Genomic DNA, 24741 nt, shown 5'->3' on the forward strand with positions numbered 1-24741 from the left:
ACAATATGGATAAACGCGTAGAGGATGCCTTAAAAGCTTCCGTTCAGGCTTTCGAAAAAATAATCGAAAAATCTAATTCAAATTTTTTGTTAGATCTTATTGCAGCCTTTGAAAGTGATGAAAATTATATGCAAAAGGTCGATTTATTAGATCAATGCTTTGATGACTATCCGCAATATGAAGATCTCAGAGAAGTGGTGTTCGACTTACTGCTTATGAATTTTTTTGCTGCTGATGTTGAAAAATTAGAGGAAGATTATCTCGAATCGGAAGAGTGGGAGGAAATTGAAGAACAGACGATTGATCGTGGAACAGAACTCTTAAACCTTTTACTATACTTAAGAGAATGTACCGACGATGAAGTTGAACCCGAGTTGGATGATTTTTTGAAAGAATTTCTTCTAGTTGACGAAGATGAGTTTCAAGATGAGTATCGCATTTATGAGCCCATGATAGCAAACCAGATTCTAATTGATAGTGATTACCAAGAGATTCAGAAAGTCGCAAATAAATTAGATGAAGAACAAGAATTAGCAGAATTATTCTATCCTATAATGAGCTTTTTTGCCGAAAAAGACCCGTCATCCCAACAATTCGACCAATTTATAAAAAATAGCAGTAATCCAGGTTTTGATGCCGCGGTTTATACCTTAGCTATCGCTTATAACCAAAATTGAAAGCAATGGAAAAATTAAGAAAAGAAGGTGCAGTACTAGGGATATATTTAGGCTTACTTGTAGTCGTGTTAACGATACTACCTATGTATTATTATGTTAGTAGCAAATCATTTTGGACGATAACAGCGGGCTCGGTTATCACCAGTTTTCTATTACCACTTATAGTGGCTATTTGGTTTGCTTTCATATTGAGGAGAAAAGTTGGCGGATACTGGAGCTTTAGGCAAGCGGTAACAGGAATTTTTATGATGCTGCTTGTTGCATCTGTAATTTCAACCGCTAGCGGGTTCATTTTCGAGAAATTTATTGAACCGGATATGCGGGAACAATACATGCGGAATATGCAAAATAATACGATTGAGTTTATGGAAAATGCCGGAGTTGGAGCCGAGCAGATTGACGAGCAAATGGCTAAACTCGATGAACAAATAGAAGCTGCTGCAAATTCAACACCGCTAGACACACTTAAAGGATTTGCTGTATATATTATTGTAGCATTTGTGTTGGCTATGATTTTTGCTTTAATATCTAAAAGAGAACGACCTATATTTAATAGAATTGAAAATAACGAAATTGGTTAATTAACGATCTATAAATTTACGTATACTGTTTTATATGGATATATCCGTTGTAGTGCCATTATATAATGAGGTTGAATCTTTGCCTGAATTGCTGGCGTGGATTCGTCGAGTAGCAAATGAACACCACTTTACTTATGAAGTGATAATGGTTGATGATGGTAGTACAGATGGTTCTTGGCAACTTATAGAAGTGCTTAAAGAAACCTACCCTGAGATATATGCAATAAAGTTTAGGAGGAATTATGGTAAATCTGCAGCCCTTAATGTTGGGTTTGCTGCGGCTTCCGGAGAAGTTGTCATTACAATGGACGCTGATTTACAAGATAGCCCTGATGAAATACCGGTGTTACATAATCGGATTAAGGAGGAAAAACTCGATTTAATCTCCGGTTATAAACAAAAACGACATGACCCGTTAACGAAGACATTGCCTACTAAGCTATTTAATGCGGCAACACGTAAAATGTCTGGTATCAAAAACCTGCATGATTTTAATTGCGGACTGAAGGCTTACCGAAAAGATGTCATCAAAAATATAGAAGTATATGGTGAAATGCATCGCTATATTCCCGTATTAGCTAAATGGGCGGGGTTTACACGCATCGATGAACAAGTAGTAAAACATTATCCACGTAAATACGGAACTACAAAATTTGGTTTCAGTCGATTTGTAAACGGTTTTCTGGATTTACTTTCCATCTTTTTTGTTGGTAAATTTAGTAAGAGACCCATGCATTTTTTTGGAAGTATGGGCGTGCTTAGCTTTTTTGGCGGGTTTATTATCATAGTTTGGCTTATTTTGGATAAATTAATAAGTATCGCACATGGTTCAGCTTATCGTAATGTGACTGATCAACCCCTGTTTTATATTGCACTGGTAGCGATTATTGTAGGTTCTCAGCTATTTCTAACAGGATTTATTTCAGAGCTTGTATCTCGCAATGCAAGTGACAAAAATAACTATCAAATTGAGAAAGTTATTTAAGCCATTGAGCATCTATACCGTATTATAAACTATGCTTTTTTTCTCTATTATCGTCCCCCTTTATAACAGACCACAGGAAATTGACGAGTTACTCTTTACGTTGGTTCAACAAGATTATAAGCATTTCGAAGTGCTGATAATAGAAGATGGCTCAACATTAGATGCAAAGAATATTGTTGAAAATTATAAGGATAGACTTAATTTATACTATTATGTAAAAGATAATGAAGGACAGGGCTTTGCTCGGAATTTTGGTTTTGAGCGTGCCAAAGGTGACTATTTTGTTGTTTTTGACTCAGATTGCTTAATTCCGTTTGATTATCTCACAAAGGTAGATCAATACTTAACAGCACATTCATTAGATGCATATGGAGGTCCTGACGCTGCACATGAGTCTTTCACACCCGTTCAGAAGGCTATAAGCTATTCTATGACTTCGCCCTTAACGACAGGAGGCATACGGGGCAATACACAACACATTGGACAGTTTCATCCGCGTAGTTTTAATATGGGAGTTTCACGGGAAGTGTGGCAAAGTGTAGGGGGGTATAAGCTTACGCGATTGGGTGAAGATATAGAGTACAGCATACGGATTCATAAAGCGGGGTTTAAAATTGGCCTAATCCCAAATGCAATTGTATATCATAAGCGAAGAACCGATTTTATCCAATTCTACCGGCAATTGCATTTCTTTGGAAGAGCTCGAATTAATATCTATAAACATTTTCCTACAGAACTGAAATTAGTGCATTTTTTTCCAGCTTTTTTTACAATATTTCTTGCTATAACTATTGCTCTAAATCTATTGGAATCATTTTTTTTAGTACGGTTTCCGGTAGTTACTCAGTGGTGCAATTTCGTTTTAGGACTTTATATTTTCCTTTTATTTTTTCATGGATGGTATAAAACAAAGACAATAAAAGTTGCTTTTTTAGGTGTCATAGCTGCATTTATTCAATTAACAGCTTATGGTGTTGGGTTTATGCAAGATTTTTGGAGAAAAGTTATCAACTAATAGGAGCTTATTCAAGTGCTCTTATTTTATTGGTTAAGTCTTCAATATTAAATGGTTTAGCTATATAGTCGTCCGCACCAACTTCTGAAGCTATGCGTTTACTCTCCCTGCTAGCCGAAAACATGATAACAGGAATTCCTGCGGTTTCTTCGTCTTTTTTTAAAATTCGGACGATTTCGTCTCCCATTAAAATGGGCATCCAAATATCTATAATTAATAGATCAGGTTTTTCTGATCGTATTCTTGGTATGAGTAAAGAGCTATCTGGCTCGAGCGTGACCTGATAGCCGTAACTTTCCAATAATAATCCAGTAATATCCAAAATCCCTTCATCATCATCACAAATCAGTATTTTCTTTATCATCGTTTTTGAATTTTAAAGGTAGTGTAAAACTAAAAGTGGCACCTTCTCCAGCAGCACTTTCAACCCATAATGTTCCCCCATGATTTTTAACGATCTGATCACTTATATACAAACCTATACCAATTCCAGGGTATTGTTTTTGTACTTCGTCGACGCGGAAAAAATTCTCAAATATTTTTTTTTGATGTTGATAATCCACCCCTAAACCATAGTCTGTAATGGAAACTTTTATAAAATCGCTTAATCGAGATAAGTGTATATTAATATTTCCACCACTGGGAGTATACTTGATCGAATTTTTCAATAGATGTAAAACTACTTGTTCTAGGCGCTGCTTGTCGCCGACGTAGTAGTTACTGGCATAACCACTTATATTTATTGTATAATTGCTATGTGCCTTACGTAATTGGTCTGCAACATGAAAAACCATAGCATCTAAATTAAATGCTCCCTTAGAAAGTTCGATCTTGCCGGTTTTAATTTTGGAGACATCTAACAAATCACTAATTAAATGTTCGAGTTTATCTATATGCTCCTTCGCTTTAGTTAATGTGTCTTTTAACTTGTCGTCCGCTTCTTTAGGAATCATTCTTTGGGTTAATTGTATACATGCCATAATGGTTGTTAATGGTGTTTTTAACTCGTGGCTTGCTACATTCAAAAAATCATCCTTTCGCCGATCAATTTCTTTTAACTCCGTGATATCTTCAATCGCCAGTATGATATTTAATTCCTTTTCAAGAAAGATCTGGCTTATTTTTACCTTTAGCATCTTCTTGCCAACCCTTGTTACTACATCTTCTAATATTGAGTCGTTTACATGGTGTTGATCTAAAAGGCTTCTTAAATTCATTAAATCCCATCTACAATGGTCGATTTCAAATAAATACTGGTTTAATACTTCATCTTCAGCAATATGAAATGTTTTTAAGAAAGAGGTGTTTACTTTTAATATTTTTAAATCTCGACTTAAAATTAAAATACTTTCATTTACTGTTTCTAAAAAGGTGTTTAAGAGGTTGTTATTTTCAATAAAGTTATAGGTATGTCCTAAGACTTGTTTTTCAACCTTCAATCGTTCTATACGAAGTTGTTGATCAGCAAGTTTCTGTCGTGTAATATCATTCTGTACGCCAACATAATATAATAATTTCCCCAAATCATCTTTTATTGGTTTTAAATGGAGCTCGTTCCAGAATAAAGATCCGTTCTTTTTATAGTTTCTTATTTCAATTGTACATTCTTCCCCAGCATGTAAGGTGTTTTTTATAACTTCTCGTTCTTGTCGGTTATCGTCGTTCCCCTGTAAAAATCTACAGTTGTGACCAATTATTTCTTCTCTGCTATAGCCGGTTAAATTTTCAAAAGCCTTATTACAATACACTATCGGATCGTCAGGTTGTGAGCAATCTGTAATCGTTAATCCGGCTTTAGAAATATTTAATGCTGTTAGCAAAAAAATTAGTTCTTCACCAAGTACTTGATCGGAAAACGAAAATTTATTTTTGTCGACCTGTTTCATCCGGTACTAAATTTGTTTTTAGTGCTTTTTGCTGACACAGCTATCTCTTAAATTGCATTATAACACCGACTTGTGCATTTACCACATAGCTTTATAGTTGAAAAATCCAGACCAACTTGTATTAAAAATTGGTCAGTCCCTTGTCTAGCTGTTTAAGTGCAAACTTCAATCCAAAACAGCGTTTATTTGAAGTAACTAGCGAGGAATTGTATAAGAATTCTCAAGAGATAAAGATTAAATGATATTTAAAAAGACGTAAATAATTGGTTAACTGCCAAACTATGGCAGTTTAGATTGTCAGATATTCTAATTACACAAAAAATTAACAAAAAAATGATAAATCGATTTTTGATTAAAAATCAAAGGGTTGAGTGTAGACTTTTGATTACAAATTCGTTTTTGCTTTACTTTGGTAATATATTTGATTTATACTGTATACTTATCAACATGATATTTCCGTTAGTAAGAGGATAGCTTCTATAAAACAGTGTGTTTTGTTGATGAAAATGAGATTTAATAAAAATATTAATGAAGAAGATTCTTTGTGTTGACGATGATGCGGATTTTGCGGCCATGGTAGTTGATGTGCTGAAGCCAGGAGGTTATAATGTTGAAATTGATACGGGTAGAAATATGCACAGTATGTTAAGAAGGGGTAAATACGGTCTTGTTTTATTAGACGAACGTCTATTGTGGATGTGGGGAAGTGATTTATGTATGGAATTAAAGCAAAACCCAAATACCAGCCATATTCCTGTGGCAATGGTATCAGCGGCTGATGATATAGCTAAAATTAAAGAAAGGTGTGGTGCGGATGCATATTTAAAGAAACCATTTGACCTTACCTGTTTTCTTGATATGGTTGATCAACTGTATCTTTACAAAGACGAAGTAGCCTGAGAAACATTACCGGTTAATATTTAACAATACATTTAATGGAAGGACAATATAGAAAAGATATCTTTGCCGGACTGACGGTAGGTATTATTTTAAAGAAAGATCAAAGAAGCGGTCATATAACCTATGGAGAGGTAAAAGATATTTTAACCTCGTCTTCCTATCATTCCAGAGGAATAAAAGTAAGATTGACTGATGGACAGATAGGAAGGGTTGTGGAAGTGGAAGAGGGTGAATAGCCTTGTGTTAAATTACGACTGATAAAAAAAGTCTGGCTGATTTACATTCAGCCAGACTTTTTTTATCAGTTAAAAGGTCGATTGCATTTGTGCATTTTATAAAAAAAAAGTAATTTTCTACAATGCAAGACTATCTGCTTTTTATAGACACGGAAGCCACAGGTTTACCAATAAGATGGACGAAACCATACACAGATAGTAACAATTGGCCTACTGCAATACAAGTGGCATGGATTATTTTTAATAAAGCAGGTAAAGAATTAAAACGGGAGAACTTTTATATCAATAATAATGATGTTCCAATTACACAACAAGCACAGCAGGTACATCAATTAAATGAAGATTACTTAAGAGAGAATGGGGTGCCAAGGGAGCTCGTAATGCAAAAATTAGCTGATGATTTACAAAAGTATGTGCCTTTAATTGTTGGACATTTTGTGATGTTAGACGTTCACATATTGAGTGCAGATTTTGCTAGAAGTGGTGTAAACAGTTCCTTTAAACAGTTTCCTTTGTTTTGTACAATGCTTGCTAGTGAGAAGTATTCAAAAAAACCATGGGTTAGGTATCTTAGATTGAATGAGTTCTTTATCGAACTATTTCACCAGGAAATGAGAAATGCCCACAATGCAATTGTGGATGCTGAGGCAACTTCATTATGTTTTTTTGAATTGCAAAAAAGAAAGGAAATTACAGAAGAAATGATAGCATCACAACAAAATAAGTTTACTCGACAGCTAGCTTTAGAAAATGATTCTTCAATCTATCTATGGGTGAAATTACTTCTTATTTTTGGTTTGTTATTCTTTCTAATGATGATCATTACTTAAGGTCCTATTAAATTATATGAATCATCAAGGTACAAATTCAATACTTATGAGCGAGAACTATCTCATGCCAGAGCAAATGTATTCTAAAAAAGTTGGTGAGTTAGCTTTTAGAGAACTTATTACTTGTAAAGGTACTGTTCCGGTATTTGAAACGGCAAAAATGATGGCAGCAAATAAAGTGAGCTGCATTTTTATAACAAGTGAGAGCGGTAATATAGATGGCTTTGTTACTGATATAACGCTTCGTGACCACGTTATTGCCAGACAAGCAGATGTAAGTAAATCCATCCATTTTTTTATGGATCGTGAAATACGCTCAATCAATACAGATACCTATGTATATGAAGCTTTATTGATGATGTATCAAACCAAGTCACGTTATCTCCTGGTTGAAGAAGACGGGGATTATGTAGGCTTTGTTAGTCGTAATAAGCTGATGAGTGAGCTAGCGCAATCGCCCCTAGTATTCATTCAATCTGTTAAGCTTGCTCGAACAACTAGTGAATTAAAGGAAAAGTGGTCGGCGGTTCCCTATATTGTAAACCAATTAGTAAATAAAGGAATACAGGCTGAAATTATTAATCAATTAATTACAGTTATAGCTGATACCATTACACAGAACGTATTAGAAGAAGTATTAAAGGAGAAGGGTGAGGCCCCCTCAAAATTCGTTTTCATGATCTTAGGTAGCGAAGGGCGTAAAGAACAGACCTTAAAGACAGATCAAGACAATGCTATCATTTATGAGGACAAAGCAAATGAGCATAGGGAAGAGATTAGAAAATGGTTTTTAGAATTTGCCGCTGAGATTTCTGATAAATTGAATGAGATAGGATTTGCGTATTGTACAGGAGGTTTTATGGCAAGCAATCCTCAATGGACCCATTCTTTATCACATTGGAAGAACAACTATAAAAAATGGATGGAAGAGGCATTACCCGAAACTGCTATCAAGTTTTCAACTTTTTTCGATTGTCGCTTTATCTATGGAGAAAAGAGTATCATGGATGAATTGCGCGAATTTTTGGATAAAGAACTACAGCAGCCATTGGAGAAATTTTTCGTTTATCTAGCGAAGAACGCGTTACAGTATGTTCCCCCGCTTACATTTTTTAAACCAATAAAGACGATTACAGTAGCTGGGAGAGAGGTTTTTGATATCAAAAAAACCATGACTCCAGTGGTTGATCTCGTGCGGGTTTATGCCTTAAGAAACAGGGTGTTTTTGGAGAATACAGGCGAACGTATGAAGGCACTTTACGACATGGGAGTTTTTTCTGAAAAACAGTATCAAGAATTGAATCTTTCATATTACTACCTCATGAGTATGCGCTTAAAAAACCAAGCCATTCAGATACTTGTTGATCATACAGCACCTAATAACTATATAGACATAGAAAATATTACGAGGATTGAGCGTGTAACGCTGAAGGAAATTTTTAAGACGATAGAAGATTTCCAAGCAGGTATACGTATTAAATTTACTAATAATCTATTGGGATAACAATATTTATATAAATAAATTAAGGATTAATACACCTATTAGGCCTACAACCGCTACTAACGATTCCATTACTGACCAAGTCAACACCGTGTTTTTTACACTTAAGTTGAAGTATTCCTTAAACATCCAGAAACCGGAATCATTTACATGTGAGAAAGCGAGACTTCCTGCTCCTACGGCCAGTACCATCAAATTTGGGTCAGTTCCGGTAGATGCTATCAGTGGTAAAATCATGCTGCCCGTTGTTAGACCTGCTACCGTTGCTGAACCCACGGCGGCTCTAATAATTGCAGCTATAAACCAACCCAATGCTAGTGGTGGGATGGGCAATGTTTGAAGTGAGGTTGCTATATCTTCACTTACACCGGTATCTGTAAAGATTTGTTTAAGAGCCCCTGAGCCTGCGATAATCAAAATAATGGACGCTACATCTTTAACAGCTTGCGAACAATTAATCATTAATTCTTCCATGCTGATCTTTTGTAAGATGCCTAAAGAAAATAAAGCATAAAAGAAAACAATCATGAGCACGATAGAAGGAGATCCCAAAAATACCATGCTTTGATGTAGGGGAGAAGTTACAGGTATCCGCCAATTAAGGAATGTTGTTAATACGAGTAAGATAACTGGCAAAAGGGCAGTAAAGAAACTGTTAAACTTCCCGGGCAATTTTTCTTCAGGCAAATCTTCAGATACAAAAGTTTCTAAGGGCTGTGAAGGGATTTTTTTTAAGAATTGAGCAAATACAGGTCCGGCAACAATAATAGCGGGGACTGCTATAGCAAACCCATAGAGAAGAGTTAAGCCCATATTTGCATTAAATTGAATAACCAAGGCAGAGGGGGAGGGGTGTGGTGGTAAAAAACCATGTGTGACAGATAGTGCTGCCAACATAGGAAGTCCTATGAAGACGGCAGGTAATTTATATTTGTACACTACTGAGAAAATAAGAGGTACCATTAACACAAACCCTACACCATAAAACAAAGGTATACCTACAATAAATCCAACAATCATCATGGCCCACTGAATTCTTTTTTGGCCTACCAGTTGCATCATTGTTGTTGCAATTTGTTGAGCTGCACCACTTATGGCGATGATCTTACCAAACATAGCACCAAAAGTTATCAGTATCAGCAAAGAAGAAAGAATATCTCCTATCCCTTTTTCCAATGAAGGGGCAATTTTAGATACGGGCAATCCTAATAAGATAGCAGCTAATACCGAAACGAGCAAAAAAGCAGGGAAAGGATGAACTTTAAAGGTATTAATGAGAAGTATAAGTGCAACAATGGATAAAGTTATAAGAATTAGGGTCATCTGGTTCTATTTAATCGAGTTATTTAACGTTCAACTGCACAAGTTACAATAAAAAAACTGAAGAGAAAAGCGGGTGGATCTTCAAGATCCACCCGCTTTTACTTAATTGTTTAATATCCTGGATTTTGTTTTAGATTAGGGTTAATAGCCATTTGGGTATTTGGAATTGCAAAAAGTTCCTTGTTAGGATCGTTTGATGCTTGATGATCCCACCAGGAGGTAGTAGTGAATTTTCCAAATCGAATTAAATCCGTTCTTCTTTTTCCTTCAAAAATGAACTCTCTACCCCGTTCTGCTAATAATTCATCTAAGGTAAGCGTTGCGGTATTATATTGGGCAGCAGGCCAGTCCTCAGCCGAAAAAGATCGTTTCCTACTTTCGTTAATTAGATTTACCACCTCCTGATTAGCAACTCCGCCACTCTTTCTCATAATAGCTTCTGCTTTATCAAAGTAAATTTCTGTTAAGCGGTAAATAATAAAATGATTCTCAAGATAGTTTTCGTCATCCAGGGTTCCCGTTTTATATTTATTGAAACGAGCTCCGCTATTTTCTTCACCCTGTGCCATTCCACCTTCACTCGTTTTGTCGCCTTCACTTTCCCTTCTGATGCTATTTACGATTACATAAGGTTTTCCATTATACTCTTCGGTGCCCAAGACGGGAGTATTTGTTCCATATTTATATTGTGGACCAAATAAGAACCATGTTTTTTTACGAAGGTCATTTTCTGCGTAGGCATTAAAAGCAGTGGGAATTACTACCGTGGCGTTCCAACCACCATACCCTACCTTTAACACCTCCTTCATATAATCATACCCCATGTGCATGTCTAAAGCCATGGAAAACCCTCCTTTTCTGCTGTAGGCAAACTGGAAGAGATTTTCCGTAGCTTGCTGGTTTCTATTACTAAATGTTTCCAAGAGATCAGAAGCAAGCTTAGGCCCCCCATTTAAACCACCCGCTTCACCGTTTATGATTTTATCGCAAGCCCCAATACATTCGTCCCACATAGGTGTTCCGGTCCATTTTTCCGCATTTAAATATAATTCGGCCAGCATGGCATAACCAGCAGTTTTTGATACTCTTCCTATTAATTCACTGGAGAGAGGAAATAATTGAGGCACATAAGTTTCCAATTCAGTTTTTACAAATTCGAAAACCTCTGCTCTAGATTTAGTCTCAGGATTAGTTATATCCGCTTCAATTTCTGTCCATACAGGTACATTTCCCCATAAATCCATAATTTTCATATAATGGTAAGCGCGCAGAACTTTTAGCTCGGCAATGATTGCCGTGAGCTCCTCCTGTTCCATCCCAATTTCTGTAGCATTTACCGTTTCTATATTCTTGATAGCATTATTCACATAACCCACGCCCGTCCACATAAGTATCCAGCACTGTCGCATTCTACTTTCATTATCTGTCCAAGTATGGTAATGTTGTCTGAAATGGTCTCCTGCGTCATAACCATGCCGCCCTTTTTGTGGCCAAGCTAATTGATCAGCGGAGAGCTCGTTGTGATAATAATAGCCATCTGATGAGTTCAGACCGAGCCATGCTTGCATATGTGTGAAGGGGCGCAGCGCTTCTTGCAACACCTCTCTTCGATTATTCAAAAACTGATCTTCCCTTATTTCACTATAAGGGTTTTCATCAAGCTTTGTACACGATTGAATGCCAATTAAGCAAGTACTTAAAAAGCTTATATATAGTGATTTTTTAATGAGCCTTTTCATCTGTTTATTTTTTGTTTAGAATCCAATATTCAAACCAAGTGTCCAAGAACGTGTACGTGGATAAAAACCTCTGCCATCAATACCTGTTGTAAAACCAGTATCTTGTAGTTCAGGGTCAATGCCGTCATAACCTGTAAAAGTTGCAATGTTACGACCGGTAGCATAAACACGAAGGTTCCGTATATATTTGGTGTTGAGTTTAAAATTGTACCCCAATGTAATGTTATCAATCTTAACGAAATCACCTTTTTCTATATAATAATCGGAGTATTGAGGGTCATCGTCTAGCTGATTGTGGGTTGTTATAGCACTTTTGAAGATGTTATTCGGCAACCATTTTTTATTACCGAAATACATCTCCTTTGTATTTAGGATATCAAACCCAAATTTACCTCTCAGGAATATCGTCAAATCGAAATTTTTATAGGTGAATCTATTGCTTAAGGCGAGGTTGTATTTGGGTACACCGTTACCAATGATGGTGAGATCATTTGCATTTATTTCACTTGCAGTACCTGTAGAGCCATCTGCTTTATAAAACAACCATTTACCGTCATCTGTAAATCCAGCGAATCGCTTTCCGTAAAAGTTTCCTACTTTTCCACCTTCTTCAAGTCGGATCGCATTTCCCAAGTTGCCAGGAGAGGGCAATCCACCAAATTCCAAGAAATTAGCTTGAAAGACATCACTGGATAATTTGTCTAATCTATTATTTTGGATGCTACCTGTAAGATCGATGGTCCAGTTAAATTGTTCGGTTTTGATGGGAGAACCGCTTAATAGAATTTCTACCCCCTTGTTACTGATAGAGCCAACATTTGTTAATATTTTGTCTCTAATAAAACCAGGCTGCTGCGCATTGTAGTCGTACAGAAGATCTTTAGTAAGACGATTATAAACATCAATTGATCCAGAAATTCTACTTTCTAGGAGAGCAAAGTCTAAACCGAAATTCCATTCCGTCTTTTTTTCCCATCGAAGATCGGGGTTTGCGTTTCTAGAAGGTCCGAATGTTTGGTAATAAACGGAGTTTTGAGGATAAACGCCTCCCGTACCCAACGTTAGCAACGATTGATAGTTAGCAATATCTTGATTTCCGGTAACACCGTAGCCGGCACGCAATTTTAAATTATTAATAACAGGAATATTTTTAATAAATTCTTCCTCACTTAATGTCCATCCCAGCGAGGCGGCAGGGAAGTTACCCCATTTATGATTTGCACCAAAGCGAGAAGACCCTTCATGACGAAGGATAACCTGGGCAGAATATTTTCCAAGATAAGAATAGTTAACACGGCCAAAAAATGCAACCAAAGTATTGTCATCTTTAAAACTCCCCATTCCAGGACGTGGAAGTAGGGTATTATTTATGGCACTGCCACCACCAAGATCCCAATCTAAAGTGGCATCTGTGGTGAACCCATTGTTATTGACATTGAATTTTTCTATGGTTGAATATTGATAACTGTACCCTGCAGTAGCATTGATAGAATGATCATCGGCAATAACTTTCGTATAATCAATAGTGGATTCAAAGGTTCGCGTCCAACTTAGAAAATTATATTTGGCGGCATACCCCATTCCTTGGTACTCTGAATCTTGCCGCTGATCCCAGTCGTTTACTGAGCGGTATCTTCGGTCGTTATATTGATTGCGAACATAAGAACCGAAGGCAGAAGCTTTCAATCCTTCTATGATATCGAGTGTGAAAGTAGCATCTCCGCTAAAAGTTGATTGGTCTCTTTCAAATATGCGGTTTTCCAACCGGGCTACTGGATTATAGTTGTTGTAGCCCTGTGTTTCTAAGAAAGTGCCGTCGGGATTCCTTAGCGGAGCGGTAGGATTGCGTTGTATTGCTTGTTCAAAGTCGGATCCGGTGGTGGTCCCATATTCAGCCGCATTCACATCATCGTTCACGCCACCGCCAAGGAGGTCGGCTTTGTTCATATTTGCAGCTAGATTTAACTGAAGACTTAATCTGTCTTGTAAACCTTTTTGATTTACATTTATTCGTCCACCAAACTGTTCACGATCATTCCGTTTGGCTATACCTTGCGCATCATTATAATATAAAGAGGCCCGATAGTTTGTTTTTTCACTACCTCCAGATGCAGCGAAATTATGGTATTGACTTAGATTGTCTTTATTTATCAATTCATCATATAAGTCGGTCGATCCACCTAGGTCCTGGTCTTGATTGATAACTCCTTGGTTAATCAAATCCCTAAAGTCGGTGGCAGATAAATAGTCAGGTTTACGATCTACTGCTTCGTGTTGCAGATAGGTAGAATAATCATATCTTGGATCACCGGCCTTACCTTTTTTCGTGGTGATCAAAATAACACCTGCGTTTCCTCTGGTTCCATAAATAGCAGCAGCGGAGCCATCTTTTAATACCGAAAATGTTTCAATGTCATCCTGCTGGATAAGGTCTAAATTACCCCCGGGTATCCCATCAATTACCACTAAGGGCATTGTACCCCCTTTTAAGGAATTTATTCCTCTTAGCTGAATGGAAGCACTTGAATTTGGATTGTTCCCTTGCGTACGGGTAATATTTAAGCCTGCAACTTTTCCTTGAATTAAGTCCATTGGAGAACGCGAACCTCCTGCGTTAAAATCTTCTGCTTTAACATTTGACACAGCAGAATTGATTTCGTTTCGTTTTTGTGTGCCATAACCAACTACCACTACTTCTTCGAGGTTGTTGCTTTCCTCTCGCAGTGAAATATTGATTACCGTTCGATCTCCAACAGGTTGTTCAGCAGAGAGATGGCCGATATAACTGAATACCAAAACATCATTAGGAGATGCTTCTATATTAAAACGGCCATTACCATCTGTGGTGACGCCCTTTGTACTTCCTTTAATAAGGACGGAAACGCCGGGTAAAGGCCCCTGATCCTTTGCGCTGGTTACTACGCCAGCTATTCTTTTCTGCCTTTCCGTTTTGACACGTGTTTGAGAAGTTTCAAAATAGGCGGAAGCAAAGGCCGCATCTTCGAAAAAAGGTCCTCCGATAGTTAAAGCTAGAGCTAAACCACTTGTGAAAACCATGTTTTTAATTGGTTGTTTTCTTAAATTGGTCATAATGTTTATTCATATTGTTAGAAATATACAGCGGGCAATCTGATTATAATTGGTTATTGGATTGCAGATGAAGTTGTTTTGTAGACGCCGTATTATGAATTTAGCTAAAGCGGTTTAGTTTAAGGTGGATTTTTTTGCAGTAATTTAATTTTGTACATCATAGATTTGAGTTATTTGTAATTGGGGACAATCGTTTATTAATTGTCTTGTCTGTTATAAGTAGTAATAGATTACTTATATGTTATTAATAACTGTTTAAAAACTGGAAAAGTATAAAGATGTTTTATTGTAACGAATATGCTACAAAAGAAAAGAGAGGTATAAAAGCAAAAAAGCATCCCGTACGGGATGCTTTTTTAAGGGTTTTACCAACCCGGGTTATTAGGCGCCAAGTTAGGATTCGCCTGCAACTCACGCTGCGGTATAGGCATTAATAGATACTTTTCTGTCCAAGTAGTATTGCTTTCATTTTTAAAGCCTATTAAATCAACGAAGCTATTTGCAGTTAAGTTATAGGCTTTGCGTGTCCTTTGCATATCGAAATAAGCTTTATTTTCATAACAAAGCTCGTGATACCTTTCTTTCCATACAGCTTCTCTGAACTGAGCTTGACTTAATCCACTTAGCGCTGGAAGGTCAGCACGCTCACGCACCTTGTTTAAAGAAGCATAAGCCTCTTGAGTAGGGCCGCCATTAGCCTCGTTTGCTGCTTCTGCCTGAATTAAATATACTTCTGGCATACGAATTAAGGTAAAGTTTAAATCGGAGTTTAAGTCGCCATTAGCACCAGAAGCTGCTTCTAGCCAGTATTTGTATAGAGCGGGTGCAAAAGTTACTGTGCCACCTGAAGCTGATTTAACGTTGGGCGAGCTAGTAAAGAAGAAACCTCTCTCCGCTTTACGTTTATCGCCAGCCTCGTAGCTGTTGTAAAATGCTCGTAAAGGCACAAGAGCTCCATATTCATCACCATATTTAGAGATAGATGAGTTATAAGGGATGATCATTTGGGTGGTACTATTATTTGATATACCTGCCAAAAATTGCACTTGGAAAATAAATTCGCCCAAGTTTTTGTTTGGCCGATCATGTAGAAATTCTAAATTATCAAATAGCGGATACCATCCATCGCCTTGGCTGGTTACTTCCGCAGCTTTAGTTGCGGCTAATTGATAATACTCAGCACCTTTATTTAATGGATAACCTGCCATTGTGAGGTATACATTTGCCAAGAGTGACTTTACGGCACCTAAAGAAGCTCTTCCTGTACGATCTACATTTGGTAAGCCTGCACTTTCTGCAGTGGTTAAATCGCTCACTATTAATTCATAGATTGCTTCTTGACTGCTTCTGGTTGGTCTTAATTCATCATTATTTGTTGGATCAACTGGTTTGGTAAGCAAAGGAATATCACCAAAAAGGCGGGTAAGGAAGAAATAATAGTAGGCACGGAGAAAATGCGCTTGGCCCAAAAGATTGGCTTTTTGCGCTTCGGCCATGTCTATAGTAGGAATGCGTTCTATTGCTACGTTCGCATTACCAATTCCTTCATAATACTTTTCCCAAAAACTGTATAAGCCCGGATTTTCAGTTCCGGTAGTATGATTGATAACACCCAAGTTAAAATTACTTTGTGAATTCGTAGATGCATGTCCAACCAGCAGTTCTAAGGTTACCCAAGGTCTCTCTCCATAACCGTTGCTTTCGTCAACCGCCCGTAAATTGGAATATATACCATTTACAAAGGTTTCTGCTTGGGTAGCGTTTTGGAAATAGGAGTCTTGTGTAGGATTACTTTTATTGTTTTCATCCAAGAAATTTTTGCTACACGAACTTGTCGTAAGTAACGTAGCAGCAGTCAATACGGATATAATATATGTCTTCATGATGTTCTGATCGTTTTAATTAAAATGTTGCATTTAAACCGAAGGTAAAAGTGCGCGGTTTCGGATAATCGTGAAACTCTATTCCTTGAGCGAAAGTATCATCATAAGTGGTAACTTCCGGATCATAACCGCTGTAATCAGTAATTAAGAAGAAATTCTGTACCGAAGCATAGAATCTTAGTTTGCTTAATTTGATTTTGCTCAAGAATTCTGTTGGAAGGTTATAACCTAACATTAAGTTTTTACCACGAATGAATGAACCATCTTCCACTTTATGTGAATCAAGTAAAGAATCATAACGTACGCCGGCGCCTCTAATTTGTGCGATAGGTGTATTTTGATTTTCTTCCGTCCAAGCATTCAGTACAGAAGCGTAACTATTAGCAATACCAGTACGGTCTTCAGAAGAGTGCTGACTCATACGGAAAACATCGTTTCCATAAGAATATTGTAATTCAACTGTTAAGTCGAAATTCTTGTAACGGAAGGTGTTAAAGAATCCACCGTAGAAATCAGGTATACCTTTACCAATAAGCGTGCGATCTGCATCATTAATTTGACCGTCATCATTCACATCGCGATACTTGATGTCTCCTGGGAGTCGATTGTACCTTGCTGCTTGCTCTGCTTCGCTGGTACTCCATGTTCCCTCTCTTACTAAACCATAAAATGTTCCTACTGGTTGGCCGACACGTAAGATATTACTATTACTTCCAATAAATGAAGGGTTCATGAAAACATCCTCGTTATTGGTACCTAAAGCGGTTACCTTATTTTTAAGATACGAGAAGTTAAACGATGTGGACCATGAGAAATCATCTTTATCAATATTCAAGGAACTAATATTAAACTCAATACCCTTGTTTTCCATATCCCCAATGTTTGTCATAAGTGTTGTATAACCACTTGATGCAGGAACAGGTGCCGCTAGTAATAAATCAGATGTCTTTTTCAAGTAAGCATCCAATTCAATATTAATCCTATTGTTAAGTAAGCCTACGTCAATACCAGCATTGTATTGCGTTGTTTTCTCCCACTTTAAGTTCTGGTTAGGTAAGGTACTGTTAACCGTACCGGAAGCTAGTCTACCGCCAAAAGCGTAGTTACCAACTTTTAGGTTAGCATTCGATAAATAGCTATCGATCTCCGAGTTACCCGTTTGACCATAGCTTAAACGTAATTTCAAGTTACTGATCGTGTTGTTTTCTTTTAAGAAATCTTCTTCAGAAAGACGCCATGCACCGGCAACCGATGGGAAGAACGCAAACTTATTGTTTTCGCCGAAACGCGATGAGCCATCAAAACGACCTGTTACTGTTAATAAATAGCGGTCCTTATAACCATAATTAGCACGGGCAAAATAAGATGCCATTTGATAATTTACCACGCTAGAAGTTGGTGGCATAGGAGTAGAACCGGTTTCCAGGTTGTTCCATTGATAGTAATCATCTGAAATATCATTGGCAGAAGCTCGCCAGTTTAGGATTTCATATTTTTGCGCTTCCGTACCTAAAGTAGCGCTAATGCTGTGATCTCCAAATGTTTTGTTATAGTTAATGTGGTTTGACCACTGCCAGAAGAAAGAACTCATGGCATCTATGCGTGCGAAAGCTCTTCCTAAGCCACCATCAAAGTTTGATAAGGTACTAACGAAGTACGGTTGATTTTCATCTTTTAAGTTAACACCGATGGTTGAAGTGAAATCCAAACCTTCCATCAAGGTGATTTTAGCATACGTGTTACCTGTAAATACATTTCTTCTGTACAAACGTGTTATTTCGTCTGCCTGTGCGCGCGGATTATCACCTGTTTCTAAACCATTGTAGTCTTCTCTGCGGCCATAGCTTCCGTCTGGATATCTGTAAGGAATAAAAGGTACCATCTCGATCATCATACGAGGAGGAATATTACCACCTACACCATCATCTTGTCTTCTTTCTGTATTATTTGAGAAACCTAAGGTACCACCAACTTTTAACCAGTCGCGCACATTGTGATCTATTACTGCACGGGCACTATATCTTTTTTGGAAACTATTTACAATAATACCTTGATCATCGTAATATCCAAGGTATAAACCATAATTGGATTTCTCGCTACCTCCTGTGAAAGATAAATTGTGTGATTGACTGATCGCTGTCCGTGTTAGTAGATCCTGCCAGTCTACATCGTAAAGTGGTTGACCATCAGCAGTAAATAGTTCTTTATTTCCCAATGTATTACCGACAGCATATTTTTGGCGTTTTTCGATTGGGTTTTCATATTTGCCAGAAGCGAATCCAGTTGGATCATATTTCTCGGCATTTTTATAACCTAGCTCTTCTATATCCATCCATTGGCGCGAATTTAATACGTCTTGTTTTCTTGCCATTGTATTAATGGCCATAAAAGCATCGTAATTAATTTGGCTTTGGCCTTTTTTTCCACGTTTAGTGGTAATCATAATTACGCCGTTTGCTCCCCTTGTTCCATATATGGCCGTAGAAGAAGCATCCTTTAAAACGTCTACAGATTCGATGTCGCTCGGGTTAATTGTTGAAATATCTTCTGTAAAGATAATCCCATCAACTATGTACAAAGGTTCATTAGTAGCATTAATAGAACTAAATCCTCTAATTCTAACTTTTGTTCTTCCGCCTGGTCTACCAGAGTTAGTTGCGGCATTGACACCCGCTATTCGTCCACTCAGTGCCTGGTTTACATTTTGTGCAGGGCGTTCGGTAAGTTCTGTTGCTTTTACACTTGCTACAGAACCTGTAATATCTACTTTACGTTGCGTTCCATAGCCTACGACAACTACTTCATCCAAGCTTTGGCTATCTTCTTGTAAAGACACATTAATATTAGCCACTGTTCCTACGGTCTTTTCTGTACTTATGAATCCGATATAACTGAATACTAATACTTCATTAGGAGCAGCTTCTATTAGAAAACGACCGTTTTCATCGGTAGTCACGCCTCTAGCGCTTCCTTTAACTAATACGGAAACGCCTGGTAAAGGACTTTGATCGGTAGCGCTTGTTATCGTACCTGTTATTTGCTTTTGTTGTTTAAGAGCTGCATCTACGCTTGTGTTGGAAGCGGAATTAGCGGCATGAGCCCATTCACCGTATAACGGACTGCCTAACGTCATTAACATAGCTAAACTACTTGTTAGTGCTATGTTTTTAATTGGTTTGTTTAGATAGGTCATAAAATGTTAATTTTTACCCTTAGTAAAGTTGGTTTGTTTTTTTCTTGAATAATTGATGTTACTAATGCTAAACCGCTTTAGTTTCCGACTAAAAAAATAGCCACACAATTAGTCATGGTTTTTGAGTTTTAAATAGTTTCAGCATATGGTCAGCTTTAAATTTATTATATGTAATAAGGGTACGAACTTCTTAATAAAAAATTGAAATTCAAAACGCTATTGGCAAATTGTTACAATTTTGTCTTAAAAGATTTGTTAATACTATATCAACTAAAAGAACTTATATAAAGAATTTACTAAGTGGTTAAGCCAACGGATGGGGTACTTCGTTGTCCAATCGAATAGATTACCTAAGATTCCGACTACTGCTTATTGTAGTACTTAGATAAAAGAAATCTAAGTAATCTAACTATAAAGGCATTGCATGGTAATCGTTTAACTAATTACCATAATTGTCGCAGTTAAAAGAATAATTATTCACAATATTATACAACTTATCGTGTTTAATCTTATCTTTACTGCAACCTTTCATAAACATATCTGTTATCGATACCTTAGAAAATGAAACCTAATCAAGAAACCTCTAAAGTCGATATGAAAATGTTTACAGGTTGTAAAAGACCTTAAGAAACAATTTACTTACGAATGAAAAGAAATCGAGTTTCCATTAAAGATATTTCAAAAGCCTTAGGGCTATCCAATACAACCATATCTTTTATATTAAACGGTAAAGCTGAAGAGATGCGTATAAGCGCACAGGTAACTGAACGAGTATTGGCTTATGTAAAAGAGGTTGGATATACTCCTAATTATTTAGCACGAGGATTAGTAACAGGTAAAACCAATACAATTGGCTTTATTGTTGAAAATATTGGAAACCCTTTTTTCTCACAAATTGCCTCTTTGATTGAAGAACAGGCTTATAAAGGTGGTTATAAAATCATTTATAGCAGTACGAATGGACAATCGGATAAAGCACTTGAGCTTATTCGTATGTTTCGTGATAGGGGAGTGGATGGTTATATTATTTGTCCAACTGAAAAACTCGAAGAAGAAATTAGTCAATTAAAAGAAGAAAATAGACCCGTCGTATTATTTGATAGATTTCTCCCCGCTATAGATTCTCATTATATCGGTATTGATAATGAGCAGGCTATGTACGAGGCTTGTAAGCATTTGGTAGAAAGAAATAGAAAAAATATTGCCCTTATTACGACTGATTCAAGGCAAACGCAGATGATAAGTAGATTAGAAGGGTACAAGAGGTTGATAAAAGAAAGAAAATTAAATGAATACATATTGTCGATTCCTTATGAAAACAGAAAGGAACGACTTCAGTCGGATTTCGAGGATTTTATAAAAAAATATCCCAAATTGGATGGCATTTGCTTTGCTACTAACTACTTGGCTGTTGGAGGTTTAGAAGTTATGCGGAATCTTGGACTAAAAATTCCTTCAAAGATTGCTGTTGTGGCATTTGATGATAATGAAGTTTTAAGACTTTTTCAGCCGGGCATAACAGCAGTAGAACAACCACTTGAAGAAATGGCTAAATTAATCATCGATAGACTATTAGTCGATTTAAAGCTAGGGAAGAGTGCTGAAAAAACTATTCATAAGGAAATTCCAACGCGTTTAATTGTGAGGGAATCAACTGGAAATTAAATTAATTGATAGGGTTTTTCGATTGGTTGACAGGTTATCGCTCCCATCGTGGTATCTCAATATCAAAACCAAATAAATCCAATGCCCTTGCTACAGTATGTTTAACCATCTCATCTATTGATTGCGGTTGCATATAAAAGGCGGGTACAGGAGGCATGACTATTCCTCCCATTTCGGTTATTTGAAGCATCGTTTTTATATGTCCGGCATGTAATGGTGTCTCGCGAAAAAGTAGTACTAATTTTCTTCGTTCTTTTAAAGTGACGTCGGCTGCTCTGGACATTAAGGAACTGGTTACACCAGTTGCTATTTCTGACATAGTTTTTACCGAACAGGGAGCTATTAACATACCCATTGTTTTAAAAGAACCGCTCGAAATAGCTGCTCCCACATCAGCCAAAGCATAAGCCTTGTCTGCTAATGAAACAATGGTGTCATGTTTATACTGTGTTTCGTAACTTCTTACTAGTTCTGCCGCTTTACTTATAATGACATGCGTCTCTACATCAAGTTCACGAAGTAGTTCTAATGCTTTGATACCATATTGAATCCCGGTCGCCCCGCTTATGCCTATAATAATTCTCTTTTTAATCATAAAATGTATAATACAAGATCAACATGTTACCAACCTATACCGTAATCTTCTCCATGATTGCTACTACCTCCCCAGAAGGTGCCATGTTCCTGATCTACAAAAATAGCATTTATAGGGCCGCTGGTGCGCTCTCCAAAACTCATATCATATCCCATTTGTTTTAAAGCAGCTCTCACATGTTCTGGAGTTTTATTATTTAATAGAATGCTACCAGGCTTTGGAATGCGGTCTTGAATGCTAGTTCCGCCCAGAGAAAGCCAAAGCTGATTGCTATTGATGTTTGCGGCTTCAGCAGCTTGCTGAACGGTCATGCCAAACTCTTCCATATTTAAGAAAAACTGTAAAAGATTTTGATCTTGCGTATCACCCCCTTGCACGGCGAAGGCCAAATGGGGTAAGCCATTTTTTAATGCTAAAGACGGTGTAAGTGTAACCCGCGGTCTTTTTCCTGGTGCCAACACGTTAAATGGACTTATAGTTGAATCGAGGACAAAGCTTTGCAAACGCTGACTCATGCCAATTCCGGTATTACCGGCAATACAAGCAGGAACCCAACCGCCACTAGGAGTTATGGCGATGAGCCAACCCTCTTTATCCGCGGCCACTACACTGGTTGTCCCCCTCCACAATCGGTCATGATATAAACTGTCATCATTTCCCATATTAACAATAGCCGCAGATTTATTCGTAGCATCGTGTTTGGGTACGAACTCTCTGTTATCTTTATTTTGCGTAGTATCTGTCAATAAAGATCTGTTTTTTAGAAGGCTTATAAAAGGATTCTTTTTTCCTTCAAAAGAATAGGGGTCACCAGGTTGAGCTAAGCCTACATTTCTATTCGGAGAAATAAGCGAAGCACGTTCTTTTGCATATTGTTTACTAAGCAGGCCCGTGATTGGTGAACGTGGAGAAAAATAGGGATCACCATAATAGAAATCTCGATCTGCAAAAGCCAAACTCATTGTTTGATATAGGGTATGAATATAGGGGGCTGAATTATATTCCATCTTTTTTAGATCAAAGTTTTCAAGTATATTTAAACTTTGTAAGAGGGCGGGGCCTTGTGTCCATTCTTGTAATTTATAAACTTCTATTCCTCTATAATTAACATGTAGGGGTTCTTCCTCAATAGGTTTCCAATTGGCAAGGTCCTCTAAAGTAATTAATCCGCCCTGTTCTTTAACCCCGCGTACAAATTCTTCCGCTATATCTCCCTTGTAAAAACGATCAAAAGCCGCGTGAATAGCATTTTCTCTATTTTTACCTTCTTTTAGCGCTTCTTGTTCAGCGTCAACTAGTTTCGTTAAGGTAGCTAACAACGCGGGTTGTTTGAAAATTTCTCCAGCAACGGGTGCTTCTCGTTCTTCACCTAAATGAGTTAGAAAAACTGCTTTACTATAAGGCCAAGCTTTTATCTTTTCTTTATTACGTTCAATACTATTTGCTGTTTGGCCATCAATTGGATAACCTGCCGCCATTTCCATAGCGGGCGCAAGAACTTCTTTTAAACTTAATTTTCCATATTTGGCAAGCATATAGCAAAGCCCACCGGTTGTGCCGGGTGTTACGGCTGCGAGTGGGCCATATTCAGGCGGAAACTCATAACCCTTATCTTTGAAAAAGTTTACTGTAGCGCCTGAAGGAGCTACACCTAATGCATTAATAGCAATAACTTTTTTAAGTTTAGGGTTGTAAATAAGTGCTTGTGTTTCTCCTCCCCAACTTAATACGTCCCACATGGTGCAAGTTGCTGCAAGCATAGCACAAGCCGCATCAATTGCGTTTCCTCCTTTCTGAAAAATCATCGAACCTGCAGTTGCTGCTAATGGCTTTCCAGTAATGGCCATCCAATTTTTGCCATGTAAGGGAGGTTTTTGAGTTTGCTGAGCGTTAACACTCAAAATTGCAAAAAAAACAAAGAGAAAGAGGAATAGGTGCTTCATAGTACAAAAAAATATACTTTATAGTTCAAAGTTATAAAAATGCCCTATAAAATAGCCGTTTCGCTGTCTATTTTTCCTTGTTTCTTATAAATAGTTAATAAAAAACCTATGTAACGTGCTAAATTTTGTAAAATGGTGGATGTTATTGCCGTTTAAGACTAGCCAGTTAGGAAGCAGCTAACAACTCCATGACCTTCTCTTTCATGAAATATAGATCAAATGGTTTTTGAATAAATCCTTTAATGAATTTTGAATCACTTATATCCTGCGTATTCATATGAGCAGACATTAGTAAGATTGGGATATTTTTCGTTGAATCTTTTGCAGCTATGCAGTCGGCCAAATCCAGGCCACTACCATCAGGTAAGTTAATATCTAGTATATATAAATCAGGGATAGATATTTCCATTACCTCTTTAAAACCTTTAATATCTTCAAAGGTCTTTACCTCTAAATCAAAATCCGAGAAAAAAATTGATAATATATCTCTTATATCCTCATCATCTTCCAACACATATATTAGTTTTTTCATCTGTTTATTTTTTAATTTTTCAGATGGAGCCTTTGATGATCAAAATAATTATTTCTCTGTGTGTTAACAATTATTTTGATCATGTCGGGTTCATGATATTATTTGAAGTATTTATGCCTCCTTGTTCAATGTATATAAGCAAATTGTAGGCCATAATTGTGTCAATT

Annotated in this window: 19 protein-coding genes; 9 read left to right on the forward strand and 10 right to left on the reverse strand. The window is 37.1% G+C overall.

Annotation, left to right across the window (positions count from 1 at the left end; genetic code table 11):
• Positions 1-5: 5 nt before the first annotated feature.
• The 4 genes from BMY50_RS24185 to BMY50_RS24200 are packed head-to-tail and all read left to right on the forward strand — an operon-like array spanning position 6 to position 3258.
• Positions 6-677 (forward strand): hypothetical protein, encoded by a 672-nt coding sequence (locus BMY50_RS24185; protein WP_093330558.1) that lies wholly within the window; start codon positions 6-8, stop codon positions 675-677.
• A gap of 5 nt (positions 678-682) precedes the next feature.
• Positions 683-1258 carry a DUF4199 domain-containing protein gene (locus BMY50_RS24190; RefSeq protein ID WP_093330561.1) on the forward strand — a complete coding sequence of 192 codons (576 nt, stop codon included), beginning with the start codon at positions 683-685 and terminating at the stop codon, positions 1256-1258.
• 34 nt (positions 1259-1292) lie between these two features.
• Positions 1293-2243: a glycosyltransferase family 2 protein gene (locus tag BMY50_RS24195; RefSeq protein ID WP_093330565.1), complete on the forward strand. Its 951-nt coding sequence runs from the start codon at positions 1293-1295 to the stop codon at positions 2241-2243.
• A 31-nt stretch (positions 2244-2274) separates the two neighbouring features.
• Positions 2275-3258, forward strand: coding sequence for a glycosyltransferase (locus BMY50_RS24200; protein ID WP_093330568.1), 984 nt, complete (start codon positions 2275-2277; stop codon positions 3256-3258).
• Positions 3259-3265: 7 nt separating this feature from the next.
• Here BMY50_RS24200 and BMY50_RS24205 read toward each other — a convergent pair whose 3' ends face one another.
• The gene (locus tag BMY50_RS24205; protein WP_093330571.1) at positions 3266-3622 is read right to left on the reverse strand and encodes a response regulator; all 357 of its coding nucleotides are present in this window, start codon (positions 3620-3622) and stop codon (positions 3266-3268) included.
• Positions 3597-5144, reverse strand: coding sequence for a PAS domain-containing sensor histidine kinase (locus tag BMY50_RS24210; protein ID WP_093330574.1), 1548 nt, complete (start codon positions 5142-5144; stop codon positions 3597-3599). Before BMY50_RS24210 ends, BMY50_RS24205 begins: the two co-directional genes overlap by 26 nt.
• Positions 5145-5672: 528 nt before the next feature.
• Here BMY50_RS24210 and BMY50_RS24215 point away from each other — a divergent pair.
• From BMY50_RS24215 to BMY50_RS24230, 4 genes are all read left to right on the forward strand, one after another.
• A complete protein-coding gene (locus BMY50_RS24215; protein WP_093330578.1) occupies positions 5673-6044 on the forward strand; it encodes a response regulator transcription factor in 372 nt (123 codons plus the stop codon).
• Positions 6045-6079: 35 nt separating this feature from the next.
• A complete protein-coding gene (locus BMY50_RS24220) occupies positions 6080-6280 on the forward strand; it encodes a YwbE family protein (RefSeq protein WP_093330582.1) in 201 nt (66 codons plus the stop codon).
• A gap of 122 nt (positions 6281-6402) precedes the next feature.
• Complete coding sequence (locus tag BMY50_RS24225) at positions 6403-7110, forward strand: 3'-5' exonuclease (RefSeq protein ID WP_093330585.1); 708 nt, start codon at positions 6403-6405, stop codon at positions 7108-7110.
• Between the two features lie 46 nt (positions 7111-7156).
• On the forward strand, positions 7157-8614 hold the full coding sequence (locus BMY50_RS24230) for a DUF294 nucleotidyltransferase-like domain-containing protein (RefSeq protein WP_238383875.1): 1458 nt from the start codon (positions 7157-7159) through the stop codon (positions 8612-8614).
• A 6-nt stretch (positions 8615-8620) separates the two neighbouring features.
• Here BMY50_RS24230 and BMY50_RS24235 read toward each other — a convergent pair whose 3' ends face one another.
• The 5 genes from BMY50_RS24235 to BMY50_RS24255 all read right to left on the reverse strand — a co-directional run bounded on the left by BMY50_RS24235 (position 8621) and on the right by BMY50_RS24255 (position 19839).
• Positions 8621-9934 (reverse strand): gluconate:H+ symporter, encoded by a 1314-nt coding sequence (locus BMY50_RS24235; RefSeq protein WP_093330592.1) that lies wholly within the window; start codon positions 9932-9934, stop codon positions 8621-8623.
• 110 nt (positions 9935-10044) lie between these two features.
• Positions 10045-11673 (reverse strand): RagB/SusD family nutrient uptake outer membrane protein, encoded by a 1629-nt coding sequence (locus BMY50_RS24240; protein ID WP_093330595.1) that lies wholly within the window; start codon positions 11671-11673, stop codon positions 10045-10047.
• Positions 11674-11688: 15 nt separating this feature from the next.
• Complete coding sequence (locus BMY50_RS24245) at positions 11689-14763, reverse strand: SusC/RagA family TonB-linked outer membrane protein (RefSeq protein WP_093330599.1); 3075 nt, start codon at positions 14761-14763, stop codon at positions 11689-11691.
• A 365-nt stretch (positions 14764-15128) separates the two neighbouring features.
• Positions 15129-16646, reverse strand: a complete 1518-nt coding sequence (locus BMY50_RS24250) for a RagB/SusD family nutrient uptake outer membrane protein (protein ID WP_093330602.1) — start codon at positions 16644-16646, stop codon at positions 15129-15131.
• Positions 16647-16665: 19 nt separating this feature from the next.
• Entirely contained in the window at positions 16666-19839 is a 3174-nt protein-coding gene (locus tag BMY50_RS24255) for a SusC/RagA family TonB-linked outer membrane protein (protein WP_093330606.1), read from the reverse strand.
• Positions 19840-20484: 645 nt separating this feature from the next.
• Between BMY50_RS24255 and BMY50_RS24260 the strand changes: the two genes are divergently transcribed.
• Complete coding sequence (locus BMY50_RS24260; protein ID WP_093330610.1) at positions 20485-21504, forward strand: LacI family DNA-binding transcriptional regulator; 1020 nt, start codon at positions 20485-20487, stop codon at positions 21502-21504.
• A gap of 34 nt (positions 21505-21538) precedes the next feature.
• Here the strand turns inward: BMY50_RS24260 and BMY50_RS24265 are convergent, their stop codons facing one another.
• From BMY50_RS24265 to BMY50_RS24275, 3 genes are all read right to left on the reverse strand, one after another.
• Positions 21539-22099 carry a UbiX family flavin prenyltransferase gene (locus BMY50_RS24265; RefSeq protein WP_093330613.1) on the reverse strand — a complete coding sequence of 187 codons (561 nt, stop codon included), beginning with the start codon at positions 22097-22099 and terminating at the stop codon, positions 21539-21541.
• 26 nt (positions 22100-22125) lie between these two features.
• Positions 22126-24042, reverse strand: coding sequence for a gamma-glutamyltransferase family protein (locus BMY50_RS24270; protein WP_238383876.1), 1917 nt, complete (start codon positions 24040-24042; stop codon positions 22126-22128).
• A 166-nt stretch (positions 24043-24208) separates the two neighbouring features.
• Positions 24209-24574: a response regulator gene (locus BMY50_RS24275; RefSeq protein ID WP_093330617.1), complete on the reverse strand. Its 366-nt coding sequence runs from the start codon at positions 24572-24574 to the stop codon at positions 24209-24211.
• Between the last annotated feature and the right edge of the window lie 167 nt (positions 24575-24741).

This window comes from Olivibacter domesticus, assembly GCF_900109575.1.
GTDB lineage: Bacteria > Bacteroidota > Bacteroidia > Sphingobacteriales > Sphingobacteriaceae > Olivibacter > Olivibacter domesticus.